This window comes from Pseudomonas sp. TNT2022 ID642 (assembly GCF_028656995.1).
GTDB lineage: Bacteria > Pseudomonadota > Gammaproteobacteria > Pseudomonadales > Pseudomonadaceae > Aquipseudomonas.
Genome location: NZ_JAMDGW010000001.1, coordinates 652,412 through 666,358, shown reverse-complemented (window position 1 = coordinate 666,358; position 13,947 = coordinate 652,412). Strand labels below are relative to the sequence as shown.

Sequence of the window (13,947 nt, the reverse complement as noted above, 5' to 3'; positions counted from 1 at the left end):
GCTTATCTCCGCAGGTTTTTTATTGGTCTTGTTCGTAGCCCCGACGACGCCTATCGTGGGGACCGGATGCGTCGATTTTTCGTCGCGCGGCCCTGCTGCGTCCAACGAATAAAAACCCGCCTTAGCCATAAGAAAAATTTGTCACCCGAGCCTTGCCCATGAACCTGAAGTTTCTCGAGACCTTTGTCTGGGTCGCCCGACTGAAGAGTTTTCGCCTGACCGCCGACAAGCTGTTCACCACCCAGGCGTCGATTTCCAGCCGCATCGCGGTACTGGAAGGTGAGCTGGGGGTGAAGCTGTTTTTGCGCGATTCACGCGGTGTCAGCCTGACGCCCGAAGGGCTGAAAGTGCTGGAGTACGCCGAGCAGATGCTCGACACCATGTCGGCGCTGAAACAGTCGATCGAGACCCGCTCGAGTAAAGTCGGCCGCGTGCGTATCGGCGTGATGGACACGGTAATCCACACCTGGCTCAGCCCGTTGGTCGCGCAGATGACCGATCTGTATCCACGGGTGGAAATCGAGCTGGTGGCGGATACCTCGCTGAACCTCTGCGATCAGCTGCAAAAAGGCTTTCTCGACATCGTTCTGCAAACCGATCTGATCCGCCATGAAAGCGTGCGCAGTCTGGAGCTGGCCAGTCATCCGCTGGGCTGGATTGTCGCGAGCAATTCTATCTACAACCGCGATTACGCCGACCTCGCCGAACTGGCGCAGGAGCGGATCATCACCTACTCGAAAAACTCCCGGCCGCATCAGGACCTTCTGGCGTTGATGCAAGCCAATGGCGTACTGGCGCCACGTTTGAATTGCGTGAACTCGGTGTCGGCGATTACCCGGTTATTGCGTGATGGATTTGGGATTGGTGTGCTGCCGCCGGTGTTGGTGGCTGAGGAGCTGGCGCGGGGGGAATTGACGTTATTGGATATTGATCAGCGACCGCCAAACCTGCAGGTGGTGGTGTCGTGGCGGGTGGGGGTTGAGTGGGTCGAGGAGATTGTGACGTTGTGTCAGCAGGTGCTTGAAGGGTATGCGCACAAGGTGGGCAAGGACTACATCGCGTTAAGTTGATCGTTCCTACGCTCCGCGTGGGAATGCAGCCCGGGACGCTCCGCGTCCCTCGAAAGCCGAACGCGGAGCGTCCGTTGAGGTATTCCCACGCGGAGCGTGGGAACGATCATCAGAGGCCGCGCACGTCGCGATCTTCGATCGGCCGGCTCTGGCGCAAGCGTCGGCCACCGAGCACAACCCAATCGATCAAGCGGAACAGGCACTCAATCCCGAACGACAGCAGCAACGCGCCGCTCATGCCCCATATCATCGCTTCCGGGGTCAGCAGGATCTGGTAGCTGTAGCCGTTCCAGGTTTCCTTGCGAATGTCCGGATCCGCCGCCAGCACGACCTGCAGGAAGCGGATGTACCAAGGGCCCTGCATCGCCTGGAACTGCTTGTCCAACGCGACCTGACGGGTGAGCAAGGTGTTCAGACTGTCGGCATCGCTGCGAAAGATCGGATCCTCACTGGCACGATAATGCGCGACCAGTGCCTGCATATCGCCCTTGAAGAACTGCTCGGCAGTCCCTTGAAAACCGCGCAAACCGGTCTGCGCCTCGATCAGATGCGCCTCCACGCGTTTCGCGTAATCGTTGATGAAACCCGGCACCTGGACACCGATCAACAGGCCCGCCGCAAACAACACCAGCCGTACATAACTGAGCAACATCGGGGATAGATCCTTATTCGGTCTTGCCTTGGCTGACACATTCGCCGCGTCGCCACAGGCTCCATTGGCCCGGTTCGTAGCGGGTCCAGGTTTCGTTTTCGGTCAAAGGCTCGGTGGCGATCACCGTGACCACGTCGTTGGGCGTGGTTTCCGCCTGGAAATCGACGATCACGTCGACATCCTTCAAGCGTGCCGGACCGAACGGTGCACGTCGGGTGATCTGTGCGAGTTTGGTCGAGCAATAGCAGAACAGCCAGTCGCCATCGCTGAGCAGGCAGTTGAACACGCCTTTGCTGCGGTATTCGGCGCACGCGGCGACCAGATCCGGCAACAGCTCTTCTATATCGACCGGCTCCGGGAATGCTGCACGCACGCGGTTGAGCAAATCGCAGAACGCCGCTTCGCTGTCGGTATCGCCAACCGGGCGGTAGAAACTTTTGATTGGAGTGAAATCGGCGAGCTGGCCGTTGTGCGCAAAGCACCAGTTGCGCCCCCACAGTTCGCGGACGAACGGGTGGGTGTTGGACAGGCAGACCTTGCCGACGTTGGCCTGGCGGATGTGGCCGATGACTACTTCGCTTTTGATCGGATAACGCTGCACCAGATTGGCGACTTCCGACTCGCAACTCGCCGCCGGGTCCTGAAACAGACGCAAGCCACGACCTTCATAAAAGGCGATACCCCAACCGTCGCGGTGCGGGCCGGTGCGGCCGCCGCGCTGCATCAGGCCGGTGAAGCTGAACACGATATCGGTCGGCACGTTGGCACTCATGCCCAGTAATTCACACATGTGCGGACTCTCGGGTTACAGACGCGGCTCGACCCGCATGCGCTGCGGATTGTTCGGCACTGGCGGGCGACCGTAACGGTCATCGCCGGCACCGCCAAACGGTTGATCATCGTCGCGGTCATCGGCGCGTGCGGCGGCCTTGGCGGCTTCGGCCTGTTCCCGGCGCGCCTTCGAAGCACGTTCGAGCGGAAAGCGGATCAGCACGAAAATCAGGTAGATGCCGAAAGCGATCATGCCGTACATGAACAGATCGGAGACTGCACGCCAGGCGTTGTTGCCAACCTTGAAGGCCAGATCCAGCGCGGTGATGGCAATGGCCGGCGCGACCTTTTCCTTGACCGGGTCAATGATGGTCGGGCTGAACAGCAACACCGCCATCAACACACGCAGCGGTTCGCGCAACCAGCGCCACATCCAGGTAGTCAGGCGCATCCATACCAACAGGCAGCCCACAGCGGCAAAGGCGTAGAGGCCCCAGGCGATCAGATAGTCGTTCTCGGTCATGGTGTCCATGGCAAGGCAGGCAAAGAGGCGCTTATAGTAACGACTTTTCGCCCGTCCGGCTTGTCCCAATAGACATGCGACCTGTGGGAGCGAGCCTGCTCGCGAATACGGACTGTCAGTTGAAACATTGTTGTCTGACCCACCGCTTTCGCGAGCAGGCTCGCTCCCACAGGGGCCTGCGACGGTTTCAAAAGCTGCGAAAACCCTATTCCGTAATTTGTCCGAGAGCCTTCCATGCCCCAATCCGCCAACGTCATCAGTGCCCCGATTGCCCACAAGGCGCCCGGTGCCGACCCGTATGCCTGGCTGCAGGAGCGCGACACCGACGCGGTGCTCGATTACCTCAAGGCCGAAAACGCCTGGCAAGAGGCGCAAACCGCCGATCAGGCCGATCTGCGTGAAAGCCTGTTCGAAGAGATCAAGGGCCGGATTCTGGAAACCGACCTGTCCCTGCCCTCGCCGTGGGGCCCGTACCTGTATTACACGCGCACCACGGCGGGCGATGAATACGCCCGGCACTACCGCTGCCCGCGTCCGGCGGACGACAGCCTGACCCTCGATGAAAGCCGCGAGCAACTGCTGCTCGACCCGAATGAGCTGGCCAACGGCGGCTTCTTCTCGCTCGGTGCGTTCAGCATCAGCCCGGATCACCAGCGCCTGGCCTACAGCGTCGACGCCTCGGGCGATGAGATCTACACGCTGTTCGTCAAGGAACTGGCCAACGACAAAGTGAGCGAACTGGAGTTTCAGGACTGCGACGGCAGCATGACCTGGGCCAACGACAGCCTGACCCTGTTTTTCGGCGTACTCGACGACACCCACCGCCCACACAAACTGTTCCGTTATCGCCTCGACGGCACCGCTGCCGAAGAAGTTTTCCATGAGCCGGACGGGCGTTTCTTCCTGCACTGCTACCGTTCCAGTTCCGAGCAGCAATTGCTGCTGTCGCTGGGCAGCAAGACCACCAGCGAAGTCTGGGCGCTCGACGCCAATCAGCCGCACCTGCCGTTCACTTGCCTGGCCCCACGGGTCGAAGATCATGAATACGATGTCGATCACGGCGTGCTCGACGGCGTGTGGACGTGGTTCATCCGCACCAACCGCGACGGCATCAACTACGCCCTGTATCAGGCCCCGGACACCGGTACCGCGCCGACCGAAGCCGACTGGCAGAACCTGATCCCCCACAGCGACACGGTGATGCTTGATGGCGTCAGCCTCAACACCGAGGCGATGACCCTGAGCCTGCGCGAGGGTGGCCTGCCGATCATCGAAGTTCACCCGCACGGTCTGACGCCTTATCGCGTGCAATTGCCGGACGCGGCCTACAGCCTCTATGTGCAAAACAGCCTGGAGTTCGAGAGCGACCGCATTCGTCTGCGCTACGAGGCGTTGAATCGCCCGGCACAGGTCCGCCAACTTATCCTCGCCAGCGGCGAACAAGCGGTGTTGAAAGAAACCCCGGTACTCGGCCCGTTCGACGCCGACGCTTATGTCAGCCAGCGCCTGTGGGCGACCGCGCCGGACGGAACGCAAGTGCCGATCAGCCTGGTGATGAAGCGCGAAATGGTCGGCAAAGCGGTGCCGCTGTATCTCTATGGCTACGGCGCTTACGGTTCGAGCCTTGATCCGTGGTTCTCCCATGCGCGCCTGAGCCTTCTGGATCGCGGCATGGCCTTCGCCATTGCTCACGTGCGCGGCGGCGGTGAATTGGGCGAAGCCTGGTATCGCGCCGGCAAGCAGGAACACAAACACAACACCTTCAGCGATTTCATTGCCTGCGCCGAGTTTCTGATCCTCAACGGCATCACTACTGCCGAAAAACTGGCGATCAGTGGCGGCAGCGCGGGTGGTTTGCTCATCGGTGCCGTGCTCAACCAGCGTCCGGATCTGTTCGGCGTGGCGATTGCTGAAGTGCCGTTCGTCGACGTGCTCAACACCATGCTCGATCCGGAGCTTCCACTGACCGTCACCGAGTACGACGAGTGGGGCAATCCCGAAGAGCCGGAGGTCTACGAGCGGATCAAGGCTTACGCGCCCTACGAAAACGTCAGCGCGCAGGATTATCCGGCGACACTGGTGATCGCCGGCTACAACGACAGCCGCGTGCAGTACTGGGAAGCGGCCAAGTGGGTAGCGAAATTGCGCGCGACCAAGACTGACGACAATGTGCTGCTGCTCAAGACAGAACTGGGCGCCGGGCATGGCGGGATGAGCGGGCGTTATCAGGGATTACGTGACGTAGCACTCGAATACGCATTTGTTTTCAAGGTTTTGGGCCTGGCCTGAGGAACTCCGTCGGTCACTTGGGTCTTAATTCCAGACCCGAGAGGCCGATACCCCACAGATCCCTGTAGGAGCTGCCGAAGGCTGCGATCTTTTGATTTTGATTTTTTCAAAGGCAAGATCAACAGATCGCAGCCTTCGGCAGCTCCTGCATGGGGACCGTGTGTAGCCTGAAATCCGAGACAATAAAAAGACCGTGACGACATGTCAGAACCGACCTTCCTGAACAACGAAATCCGCGACTGGCTGATGGACTGCGGCCTGTTCGATCAATTGCAGCTGGCCGATTTTGCGGCCGCTTCCGGCTACTTCAGCATCAGCACCGTGGCTGAGGGCGAGGCGATTTTCCGTGAGGGCGATGCCGGCAGTTTCATGTGCATCATTCACACCGGTCAGGTCGCCGTGCAGAAAACCGGGCCCGATGGCCAGGTCATCACCATGGCCACCCTGCGCAGCGGTAGGGCGTTCGGTGAAATGGCCGTGCTCGATGGAGAGCGACGTTCGGCCACCTGCATCGCCGCGAGCAACTGCCAGTTGCTGAACCTCGGCAAGGATTCGCTGGAAAAAATGCTCAACGACGCGCCGAAGATCGCCGCGAAGATCATCCGCGCCCTCGCCGTCTCGCTGTCGAAACGCCTGCGCATGGCCGACGGCCAACTGGCGGCGCAACAGGTTTAACCGCCGGGGGATTTCGCCTTGCTGCCGCTCGGTTCGATGCCCGGCACCGGTTGATCCTTGCTCGGCGGGCTAGGCATCTCGATCGGCACCAGCGGCGGGCTGCCACTGCCAGCGCCGGACTTGGGAATGGTGATCGGCGTGATCTGCGGATACGGCGTCGGCGTTGCGGTACCGGGCGAGCCGGGTTGCGGCGCCGGGCTGAGCGGAATCGTCTGTTGCGCCTGCACTGCAGTAATCGAGAGCGCGGCCAGGGCAATGACCGTTAGAATGGTGCGCTTCATCAAGGGCTCCGTTTGGCCTTAGTCTGCGCTCAGGCTACTCCCAACGGGCCTGCTTGCCTTCCCCCTTGTAGAGATTTCCATGAAACGTTTCGTTCTGCTCGACACCACCCCGATCCCTGAAAGCGGCGGTGCCCTGTGCCTGTTCGAGTATGGCGAGGATTTTGTCATCAAGATCCAGGGCGGCGACGGCGGGCAATTGATGAATACGCGCATGCACGGTTCCGAAGATGCGCTGGCCGAGATTCCTTGCCGCAAGGTCGCTGGCCGCCCGGATTCGCGGGTGCTGATCGGCGGTCTGGGCATGGGTTTCACCCTCGCCTCGGCACTCAAGCATCTGGGCAAGACTGCCGAAGTGGTGGTCGCTGAGTTGGTGCCCGGTGTGGTCGAGTGGAACCGTGGCCCGCTCGGGGAAAAGTCCGGCCGCCCGCTGCTCGATCCGCGCACGGTGATCCGTCAGGAAGACGTGGCCAAGGTGCTGCAAAGCGAGCCGAACGGCTTCGACGCGATCATGCTTGACGTCGACAACGGCCCCGAAGGCCTGACGCAGAAGGCCAACAGCTGGCTGTACTCGGCCGCTGGTCTGAATGCCTGCGCCAAAGCCCTGCGCCCGAAAGGCGTGCTCGCCGTGTGGTCGGCCAGCGCCGACCGGCTGTTTTCCGACAAATTGAAGAAGGCCGGCTTCAAGGCCGAAGAAGTCCAGGTCTTCGCCCACGGCAACAAGGGCACGCGCCACACGATCTGGATTGCCGAGAAGCTCAAGGGCTGAGCTAAACTCTGCGCTAACCGTCATTAGTCTTTTACAAAGGTGAACCCATGAGTTCGTCCACCCCAACCAACACGTCGAAGCTGGATCGCATTCTCGCCGACAACCAGCGCGACAAGGAAATGGGCTACCGCGACAAGGCCCTGAAGATGTACCCGCACGTCTGTGGCCGCTGCACCCGTGAATTTTCCGGCAAGCGCCTGAGCGAACTGACCGTGCACCACCGCGACCACAACCACGACAACAACCCGCAGGACGGCTCGAACTGGGAATTGTTGTGCCTGTATTGCCACGACAACGAACACTCGCGCTATACCGATCAGCAGTATTTCAGCGAAGGCTCGCTGAGCACGCCGAAGATTGCCAAGGCCACGCATAACCCGTTTGCCGCGTTGGCCGGGTTGATGAAGAAAGAAGATTAAAAAGCAAAAGATCGCAGCCTTCGGCAGCTCCTACAGGGTGTACGCCATTCAACTGTAGGAGCTGCCGAAGGCTGCGATCTTTTGATCTTATCCCCGTATAATCGCGCTCTTTTTCCCGAAGGCACCCCGCTCGTGGCAGACAAACGGTACAGCTGCATTGGTTTGTATAACCCCAAATCACCGGAGAACGTCGGTTCGGTGATGCGCGCCGCAGGCTGCTATGGCGTGGCGTCGGTGTTCTACACCGGCAAGCGTTATGAACGCGCCGCCGACTTCGTCACCGATACCAAACGCGTGCACTACGACATCCCGCTGATCGGCATCGACGATCTGAAAAAAATCCTCCCGCTCAACTGCGTGCCGGTCGCCGTGGAACTGGTCGAGGGCGCCCGCCCGCTGCCGGAGTACACCCACCCGGATCGCGCCCTGTACATCTTCGGCCCGGAAGACGGCTCGCTGGATAAAGAGATCCGCGACTGGTGCGAAGACGTCGTGTACATCCCGACCACTGGCTGCATGAACCTCGCCGCCACGGTCAACGTCGTGCTCTACGACCGCATGGCCAAGGGCTTGAACACCCGCTCCGGGCCAAAATTCCGCTAAAGCGTCGCACATCCGATGGAACGAGCTGACCGCTCTGGCAGTCAGCTAATTTATCCATTACTCATTGCCTGGAGAAAGATCATGACCGAGCTCAAACGCGTCGAGCGTATCGAATCCACCCCGTTCCAGAGCCATTCCGAGCAGAACGTCGAAGGCTGGGAGCGCATCGGCTCATTGGCCGGTGGCGTGATCATGGTCGGCAAGGGCCTGCGCCGTGGCGGTGTGTTCGGTTTGATTCAGGTGGCGATTGGCGGCGTGGCCATGGCGCGCGGGATTACCGGGCACAGCTCGGTGAAAAGCCTGATCGAGAAGAGTCGTCAGGACATGAACAATGTGCGGGCGAAGATCGAGCGGGCCGGGGAAGAGTTGAGCAAGCTCAAGGCCAATGCCGAGGCGGCGACCAGCACCGCCACCGTGACCGGCAATGATTCGGTGAAATCGCCGAAAGCCGGGGGTTGATAGCTTAAAAGCAAAAGCTCGCAGCCTTCGGCAGCTCCTACAGGGAAAACGCATTCCACAGGTAGGAGCTGCCGAAGGCTGCGATCTTTTGATCTTTACTGTAGCAATGCGGTATCAAGCACTTTGGAAGACTCGCCAAGCACGCTCTCGGCCAGTTGCACAAACTCCTTGGTACTCACCGTCCCCAGATGCATCGCCCCACGTAACACGTCATCCAGCGAACGCTTGTTGCGCGTCTTCAAGCGAATCTCGCCATCCAGCTCCTGCAACACCACCACTGCTTTCGCCACCTGCGCCGGGCTGATCTGCTCACCGCGCAACGTCGTGACTTTCTGGCCGTCCCTGGCCAGTTTCGCCTGTAACGCCTGATAACGCTCATCGCTCATGCCACCGGCGCGGCGCACCAATTCAATGGCGTAATACTCGGCAAAGCCTTCGCTGATCCAGTCACTGCGCTGCTCGTCGTTGATCCGCCCGAACACCTGCGCCAGTTCACGCACCAGCGCGCTGCTGCCGCTTTCGCTGACCAGCGGCAATCGCGTGTTCACGTAGATGGATTCATGCGCACCGAGGCTGCCGCGCCACATCGGGTCGTTGGCGCCGACAATCAACAGTTTGGCCGGATGGCGTGGATAAACCGCCTGCACCTGCGGCCAGACGAACGTCAGCAACGTCAGCACGTCCATCCGGCGCATGCCCTGCCCTTGCGGCGAGGCCACGGTGACTTCGGTTTCGCCCAAGCGTGTGCGGCGGCTGCCGAGGTGCCCGGCGAGCATCCAGCCAGTCGGGCGGTCGAACAGCCGTGACGGGTTATCGATGCGGAACTTGTTTTTGCCGATGCGCGGCCATGCGGTTTCGATGCTCTTCCAACCGTCGGGCAATTCGAATTGCAGACGCGCGACCAGTTCGGTGCCGTCCTGCTGATCGAGTCTGGCCGGCGGCACCAGTTCGTCGCCACGCATCAACGCCCAAGTCGGGGTCATGCGCGTGTCGAAACTGCCGTTCTTGCGGCCGTGGCTGATGCGCACGCGGTAGGTCAGGCTGGACTTTTCGCTGGCGGGGCGCCAGACCCCGCGCGCCTGTTTGCCCGGGCTCAGCAGCCACTGGCCGTCAGCCTTGAAGTCGCTGTAATGGCTGCCGTCGCCAAGATCGAAGTCGAGACTGCGCACCGCCTCGCCTTTGGCCAGGGTCAGGCGTACTTCGGCCTGATCGCTCTGTGGCAACAGGCGCACGTGATAATCCAGATCGACTTTCTTCGCCGCCCATGCCGGCGCGCTCACCGCCAGCAGCGCAATCATCAACGCTCGCGACAATCCGACAGCCATACACACTCCTTGGTAAAGCTTGAATCCGCAGGTGTTCAGCCCGCGCGGAAAATCAGGTGATCTTCCCAGTCATCCTCCGGCACGCTGCCTTCGGCGAGCATGCGCCCGGACTGGGAAATCCGCTCGTGGTGCACCGCGTCGCGATCGCCGCAAACCAGGTGGTGCCACAACGGCAGATCCTTGCCTTCGCTGACCAGTCGATATCCGCAGGTCGGCGGCAGCCATTTGAATTCTTCGGCCTGGCCCGGGGTGAGCTGGATGCAGTCCGGGACAAATTTGAGGCGGTTCGGGTAATCGCTGCACTGGCAGGTTTTCAGGTCCAGCAGTTTGCAGGCGATGCGCGTGTAATAAACGCTGTTGTCCTCTTCATCCTCGAGTTTCTGCAGGCAGCACAGACCACAGCCGTCGCACAGCGATTCCCATTCTTGGTGATTCAGCTGATCGAGGGTTTTGCGTTTCCAGAACGGTTCGACTTCGGCGGCCATGGCTCAAGCATCAACATCAGGTGGTGAAAAGGCCGCCAGTCTAGTGCTCAAGGCCTTGCGGGCCAAGCGTTGGCGACTGCCGGTTGTGCGGGACTTGTCAGTTTTTGTGGCGGCGCGTAGCTTTGCCAGTCGCAAGGAGCCTTGCCCGCAAGCCATTAACGCTCGACCGCGTTGCATTGTGGTGAACCCTCAGGCTCGGAAAACCCCATCGTTCAGCGCAACTGATCCCGCCGGGTTTTCATGCAAATCCCTGACTCAAACGTAGCAAGGAATCTCTCGATGAGTGCCAACCCTCGCGTTGCCGATTACGCCATTCACCCGCAATTCACCGACCGCTGGTCGCCGCGCGCCTTCACCGGCGAAGCGATCCCGGAAGAAATCCTGCTGAGTTTCTTCGAAGCGGCCCGTTGGGCGCCCTCGGCGTACAACTCGCAGCCGTGGCGTTTCCTGTATGCGCGTCGCGATACGCCGAACTGGGAGCGTTATCTGGGCCTGCTCAATGAATTCAACCGTAGCTGGGCGCAGCACGCATCGGCGCTGGTCATCGTGATTTCGAAAACCACGTTCATTGCACCGGGTGCGACGGAAGAAACCCCGGCGTTGTGGCACACCTTCGACACGGGTTCGGCGTGGGGCCATCTGGCGCTGCAAGCGAGCCTCAGCGGCTGGCACACCCACGGCATGGCCGGGTTCGATCAGGAGCTGACGCGCAAGGAGCTGAATATTCCGGAAGGTTATGCGCTGCACGCGGCGGTGGCCGTTGGCAAACTGGGTGACAAGGCAACGCTGGCTGAATACCTGCAGGCCCGTGAAGAGCCGAGCCCGCGTCGTCCGCTGAGCGAGCTGGCGGCTGAAGGCGACTTCACCCTCTAAGCCACACCGCAAATGATCGTTCCCACGCTCCGCGTGGGAATGACTCAAGGGACGCTCCGCGTTCCAATGGGACGCAGAGCGTCCCCGGCTGCATTCCCACGCGGAGCGTGGGAACGATCTGAAGCAAGGAGATCAATACCCGCGACTGAAATCCACTTCCCCGCGCAACGCCTCACCTGCCTGATACGCCTTCAGGTTCTCGACAAACAACTGCACCATCAGCGCCGGTGACGTCGGTGCCGAGCTGTGCCCGGTCAGCAGCAAGCCCCATGCGGTCCAGAACGGATGGCGTTGCGGCAGTGGCTCCTGACGGCAAACGTCGATCACCGCCCCCGCCAGATGCCCTTCCTTCAACGCTTCAACCAGATCGGCATCCACCACCGCAACCCCGCGCCCGGCATTGATAAACAACCCGGTCGGCTTGAATTGCTTGAACAGCGCAGCGTCGTAGATATCGTGGGTGTGTTCGGTGTTCGGCAGCAGATTGACCACGTAATCCACTTCGCCCACCAGCCGTGGCAGATCGGCCATCGAACCGACTTCGACAAACGGCGCCTGCTCGCGGGCAGTGCTGGCGATGCCGTATAACTCGATGCCGAACGGCCGCAGGAACTGCGCCACGCTCTGGCCGATGTCACCGGTGCCGACGATCAGCACTTTACGTCCGACCAGGCTCTGACCGCTGCGGTTATCCCATTTGCGTTCGACCTGGCTGACCAGGCGCGCCAGCACTTCGCGCTCATGGCCGAGGATGTAGGTCAGCACGTACTCGGCCATCACCTGACCGAAAATCCCCACTGCACGGGTCAAGCGGTAATCACGGCGCAAACCGTCCGCGAGTAACGGCGTGATGCCGGCCCAGGTCGATTGCAGCCACTGTGGCTGGTGCCCTTGGCGCAGCAGGGTCGCCAATAGATCCGGTTGCCCAAGCCACACAGGGCAATCGGCCGCCTGCCGGGCCAGCTCGGCGGAGTCGCCGCTGGTCAGTACTTCAAGCTCGGGCGCTGCCTGACGCAGCAGCCGGGCGTATATCGCGTGGTCGTGTTCAGCAATCAGAACGCGCATCTTCAAACCTTTCGCAAACCGTGCAGACAGCCGCCGGATTCGGGCGGCCATCGCGGTAAAAACAGTTCCAGGGTAAACCGAGACTCAGAACAGAGCCGCGCAGATCAGACCGGATCGTTGCGGCGCAGCAACTCTTCGGGCAAGTGCTCGATGTACTCGTCCTCGGCGGGCGGCATTTGCAGGTGATAGCCCTGCTTTTCGAGGTTTTCCAGGACCACGACGATGTCCTCGCTGGCCAGTTTGCGCTCAGGCGTCAACACCAGACTGAAGGTAAATATGGCTTTGCCGAAAGCCGCCATCAGGGCCTCGGGCACGCGTTCCAGCTCATCGCTCTTGAGCACATAGAGATACATGCCCTTGCGCTTCGAGCTTTGGTAAATAGAGCAAATACGTTTCAAGGCTGTTCTCCGGCGGTGGCCAGGCTGTCGAGCAGCTTCTGACCCATGAGTTCGCGGCGCCAGCCACGCAACGACTCAGGCAATTGGTAAGGACCCTCGGGGTAGCCGCTTTTGACCAGGGCTTCGAGGGTTTTCTTGCGCAGCATCAGTTCCGGGGCGATGCCCAGACGCTCGGCCTCAGCCTGGCCCAGTGCGCGCAGTTGTTTGATCAACGCAGCGGCTTCGATCGGCAATGGTTCCGCTACGGCGGGCGGCCATTGATCAGGCCCCACACTGCCAGAGCGCTTGATCAGATCAAGCAGAAATTGGCCGTCCTGACGCACGGTACGCGGGTGCATGTCTTCGATCTTGCCCAGCGCCGCGAGGTTGTCCGGTTGCGTGCGGGCCAGCGGCCACAGCGAATGCTCGCGGACGATGCGGTTGCGCGGCAGATCGCGGGCGCGCGCTTCTTTTTCGCGCCAGGCGCACAACTCGCGCAGTACCGCCAGTTGCGCACGCGAGAGTTTCCACGCCAGTTTGGCTTCGCGGTAAACCTCGTAAGGGTCGGTTTCGCGGCGCAGGTTGGCGACCAGTTCGGCGCCGTCCTCCAATACCCAGGCAAATTTGTCGTCAGACAGTTTCGGCCGCAGCTGTACGAATACCTCCGCCAGATGCACGGCATCTTCGGCGGCGTAGCTGATTTGCGTGTCGGACAACGGACGCTGCAACCAATCGGAGCGAGTCTCGCCCTTCGGCAGTTCGATGCCGAGCACTTCCTGCACCAGCCGCGAATAGCCCATCGAGAAACCGAGGTTCAGGTAAGCGGCGGCCAGTTGCGTGTCGAACATCGGCGCCGGCAGGCTGCCGGTCAGGCGCAACAGCACTTCGAGGTCTTCGCTACACGCATGCAGGACTTTGAGCACTGCCGGGTTTTCCAGCAACGCGGCCAGCGGTTGCCAGGCATTGATGGTCAGCGGATCGATCAGGTAGGCGCGTTTGCCGTCGCCCACCTGCAGCAGGCCGGCAATCGGGTAGAAGGTGTCGACCCGCATGAATTCGGTGTCGAGGGCAACGAACGGCAGCTGCTGCCACTCGGCGCAAAACTGCGCGAGGCTTTCGTTGTCGCGAATCCAGTGAATATCGATGGCCACACGGCTCTCCCTTGAAGAATGGCGCGCAGTATATATCGCCACTGGCGATTTACGCGCCTGCGAAGGGCAAGAGCTGTAACGAAATGTCCTGCCAAAGGGCAAGAATAGTCTGACAGAGCAAGCCGAAAGGCCTGCTATGCGTAGGAGTTGCCGAAGGCTGCGA

At 60.9% G+C, this 13,947-nt stretch carries 17 protein-coding genes; 8 read left to right on the top strand and 9 right to left on the bottom strand.

Annotated elements, in window-relative coordinates:
- The first annotated feature begins 158 nt into the window (after positions 1-158).
- Entirely contained in the window at positions 159-1,070 is a 912-nt protein-coding gene (locus M5G26_RS03090; RefSeq protein WP_110720063.1) for a LysR family transcriptional regulator, read from the top strand.
- Between the two features lie 109 nt (positions 1,071-1,179).
- On the opposite strand, the gene M5G26_RS03085 is transcribed toward M5G26_RS03090, so the two are convergent.
- The 3 genes from M5G26_RS03085 to M5G26_RS03075 are packed head-to-tail and all read right to left on the bottom strand — an operon-like array spanning position 1,180 to position 3,025.
- Entirely contained in the window at positions 1,180-1,722 is a 543-nt protein-coding gene (locus tag M5G26_RS03085) for a DUF2937 family protein (RefSeq protein ID WP_034153178.1), read from the bottom strand.
- A 13-nt stretch (positions 1,723-1,735) separates the two neighbouring features.
- A complete protein-coding gene (locus M5G26_RS03080) occupies positions 1,736-2,512 on the bottom strand; it encodes a class II glutamine amidotransferase (RefSeq protein ID WP_007911322.1) in 777 nt (258 codons plus the stop codon).
- Between the two features lie 15 nt (positions 2,513-2,527).
- Complete coding sequence (locus tag M5G26_RS03075; protein WP_038358408.1) at positions 2,528-3,025, bottom strand: hypothetical protein; 498 nt, start codon at positions 3,023-3,025, stop codon at positions 2,528-2,530.
- 225 nt (positions 3,026-3,250) lie between these two features.
- Between M5G26_RS03075 and M5G26_RS03070 the strand changes: the two genes are divergently transcribed.
- Positions 3,251-5,305, top strand: coding sequence for a S9 family peptidase (locus tag M5G26_RS03070; RefSeq protein ID WP_273914409.1), 2,055 nt, complete (start codon positions 3,251-3,253; stop codon positions 5,303-5,305).
- A 201-nt stretch (positions 5,306-5,506) separates the two neighbouring features.
- Entirely contained in the window at positions 5,507-5,980 is a 474-nt protein-coding gene (locus M5G26_RS03065) for a cyclic nucleotide-binding domain-containing protein (protein WP_007911332.1), read from the top strand.
- Here the strand turns inward: M5G26_RS03065 and M5G26_RS03060 are convergent.
- On the bottom strand, positions 5,977-6,261 hold the full coding sequence (locus M5G26_RS03060; protein WP_273914408.1) for a hypothetical protein: 285 nt from the start codon (positions 6,259-6,261) through the stop codon (positions 5,977-5,979). The two genes, M5G26_RS03065 and M5G26_RS03060, sit on opposite strands and share 4 nt — an antisense overlap.
- 79 nt (positions 6,262-6,340) lie before the next feature.
- On the opposite strand from M5G26_RS03060, the gene M5G26_RS03055 reads away from it, so the two are divergent.
- The 4 genes from M5G26_RS03055 to M5G26_RS03040 all read left to right on the top strand — a co-directional run bounded on the left by M5G26_RS03055 (position 6,341) and on the right by M5G26_RS03040 (position 8,508).
- A complete protein-coding gene (locus M5G26_RS03055) occupies positions 6,341-7,027 on the top strand; it encodes a spermidine synthase (RefSeq protein ID WP_007911335.1) in 687 nt (228 codons plus the stop codon).
- Between the two features lie 47 nt (positions 7,028-7,074).
- Complete coding sequence (locus tag M5G26_RS03050; RefSeq protein ID WP_007911336.1) at positions 7,075-7,446, top strand: YajD family HNH nuclease; 372 nt, start codon at positions 7,075-7,077, stop codon at positions 7,444-7,446.
- Positions 7,447-7,578: 132 nt separating this feature from the next.
- Positions 7,579-8,049: an RNA methyltransferase gene (locus tag M5G26_RS03045; protein WP_007911337.1), complete on the top strand. Its 471-nt coding sequence runs from the start codon at positions 7,579-7,581 to the stop codon at positions 8,047-8,049.
- A gap of 81 nt (positions 8,050-8,130) precedes the next feature.
- Positions 8,131-8,508 carry a YgaP family membrane protein gene (locus tag M5G26_RS03040; protein WP_134177669.1) on the top strand — a complete coding sequence of 126 codons (378 nt, stop codon included), beginning with the start codon at positions 8,131-8,133 and terminating at the stop codon, positions 8,506-8,508.
- Positions 8,509-8,603: 95 nt separating this feature from the next.
- Here M5G26_RS03040 and M5G26_RS03035 read toward each other — a convergent pair whose 3' ends face one another.
- Entirely contained in the window at positions 8,604-9,833 is a 1,230-nt protein-coding gene (locus M5G26_RS03035) for a hypothetical protein (RefSeq protein WP_134177668.1), read from the bottom strand.
- A 35-nt stretch (positions 9,834-9,868) separates the two neighbouring features.
- Positions 9,869-10,318: a YcgN family cysteine cluster protein gene (locus M5G26_RS03030; RefSeq protein WP_273914407.1), complete on the bottom strand. Its 450-nt coding sequence runs from the start codon at positions 10,316-10,318 to the stop codon at positions 9,869-9,871.
- A gap of 279 nt (positions 10,319-10,597) precedes the next feature.
- On the opposite strand from M5G26_RS03030, the gene M5G26_RS03025 reads away from it, so the two are divergent.
- Complete coding sequence (locus M5G26_RS03025) at positions 10,598-11,191, top strand: nitroreductase family protein (protein ID WP_273914406.1); 594 nt, start codon at positions 10,598-10,600, stop codon at positions 11,189-11,191.
- A gap of 132 nt (positions 11,192-11,323) precedes the next feature.
- Here the strand turns inward: M5G26_RS03025 and M5G26_RS03020 are convergent, their stop codons facing one another.
- From M5G26_RS03020 to rnd, 3 genes are all read right to left on the bottom strand, one after another.
- Entirely contained in the window at positions 11,324-12,256 is a 933-nt protein-coding gene (locus M5G26_RS03020; RefSeq protein ID WP_273914405.1) for a D-2-hydroxyacid dehydrogenase, read from the bottom strand.
- A gap of 104 nt (positions 12,257-12,360) precedes the next feature.
- Positions 12,361-12,654 (bottom strand): YcgL domain-containing protein, encoded by a 294-nt coding sequence (locus tag M5G26_RS03015; protein WP_134177665.1) that lies wholly within the window; start codon positions 12,652-12,654, stop codon positions 12,361-12,363.
- Complete coding sequence (rnd, locus tag M5G26_RS03010; protein ID WP_077571546.1) at positions 12,651-13,784, bottom strand: ribonuclease D; 1,134 nt, start codon at positions 13,782-13,784, stop codon at positions 12,651-12,653. The genes M5G26_RS03015 and rnd overlap by 4 nt, the downstream gene beginning before the upstream one ends.
- Positions 13,785-13,947: the final 163 nt, after the last annotated feature.

Coding starts and splice junctions, on each gene's coding strand:
- M5G26_RS03090 (WP_110720063.1), top strand. CDS start 159: ATGAACCTGAAGTTTCTCGAGACCTTTGTCTGGGTCGCCCGACTGAAG.
- M5G26_RS03085 (WP_034153178.1), bottom strand. CDS start 1,722: ATGTTGCTCAGTTATGTACGGCTGGTGTTGTTTGCGGCGGGCCTGTTG.
- M5G26_RS03080 (WP_007911322.1), bottom strand. CDS start 2,512: ATGTGTGAATTACTGGGCATGAGTGCCAACGTGCCGACCGATATCGTG.
- M5G26_RS03075 (WP_038358408.1), bottom strand. CDS start 3,025: ATGGACACCATGACCGAGAACGACTATCTGATCGCCTGGGGCCTCTAC.
- M5G26_RS03070 (WP_273914409.1), top strand. CDS start 3,251: ATGCCCCAATCCGCCAACGTCATCAGTGCCCCGATTGCCCACAAGGCG.
- M5G26_RS03065 (WP_007911332.1), top strand. CDS start 5,507: ATGTCAGAACCGACCTTCCTGAACAACGAAATCCGCGACTGGCTGATG.
- M5G26_RS03060 (WP_273914408.1), bottom strand. CDS start 6,261: ATGAAGCGCACCATTCTAACGGTCATTGCCCTGGCCGCGCTCTCGATT.
- M5G26_RS03055 (WP_007911335.1), top strand. CDS start 6,341: ATGAAACGTTTCGTTCTGCTCGACACCACCCCGATCCCTGAAAGCGGC.
- M5G26_RS03050 (WP_007911336.1), top strand. CDS start 7,075: ATGAGTTCGTCCACCCCAACCAACACGTCGAAGCTGGATCGCATTCTC.
- M5G26_RS03040 (WP_134177669.1), top strand. CDS start 8,131: ATGACCGAGCTCAAACGCGTCGAGCGTATCGAATCCACCCCGTTCCAG.
- M5G26_RS03035 (WP_134177668.1), bottom strand. CDS start 9,833: ATGGCTGTCGGATTGTCGCGAGCGTTGATGATTGCGCTGCTGGCGGTG.
- M5G26_RS03030 (WP_273914407.1), bottom strand. CDS start 10,318: ATGGCCGCCGAAGTCGAACCGTTCTGGAAACGCAAAACCCTCGATCAG.
- M5G26_RS03025 (WP_273914406.1), top strand. CDS start 10,598: ATGAGTGCCAACCCTCGCGTTGCCGATTACGCCATTCACCCGCAATTC.
- M5G26_RS03020 (WP_273914405.1), bottom strand. CDS start 12,256: ATGCGCGTTCTGATTGCTGAACACGACCACGCGATATACGCCCGGCTG.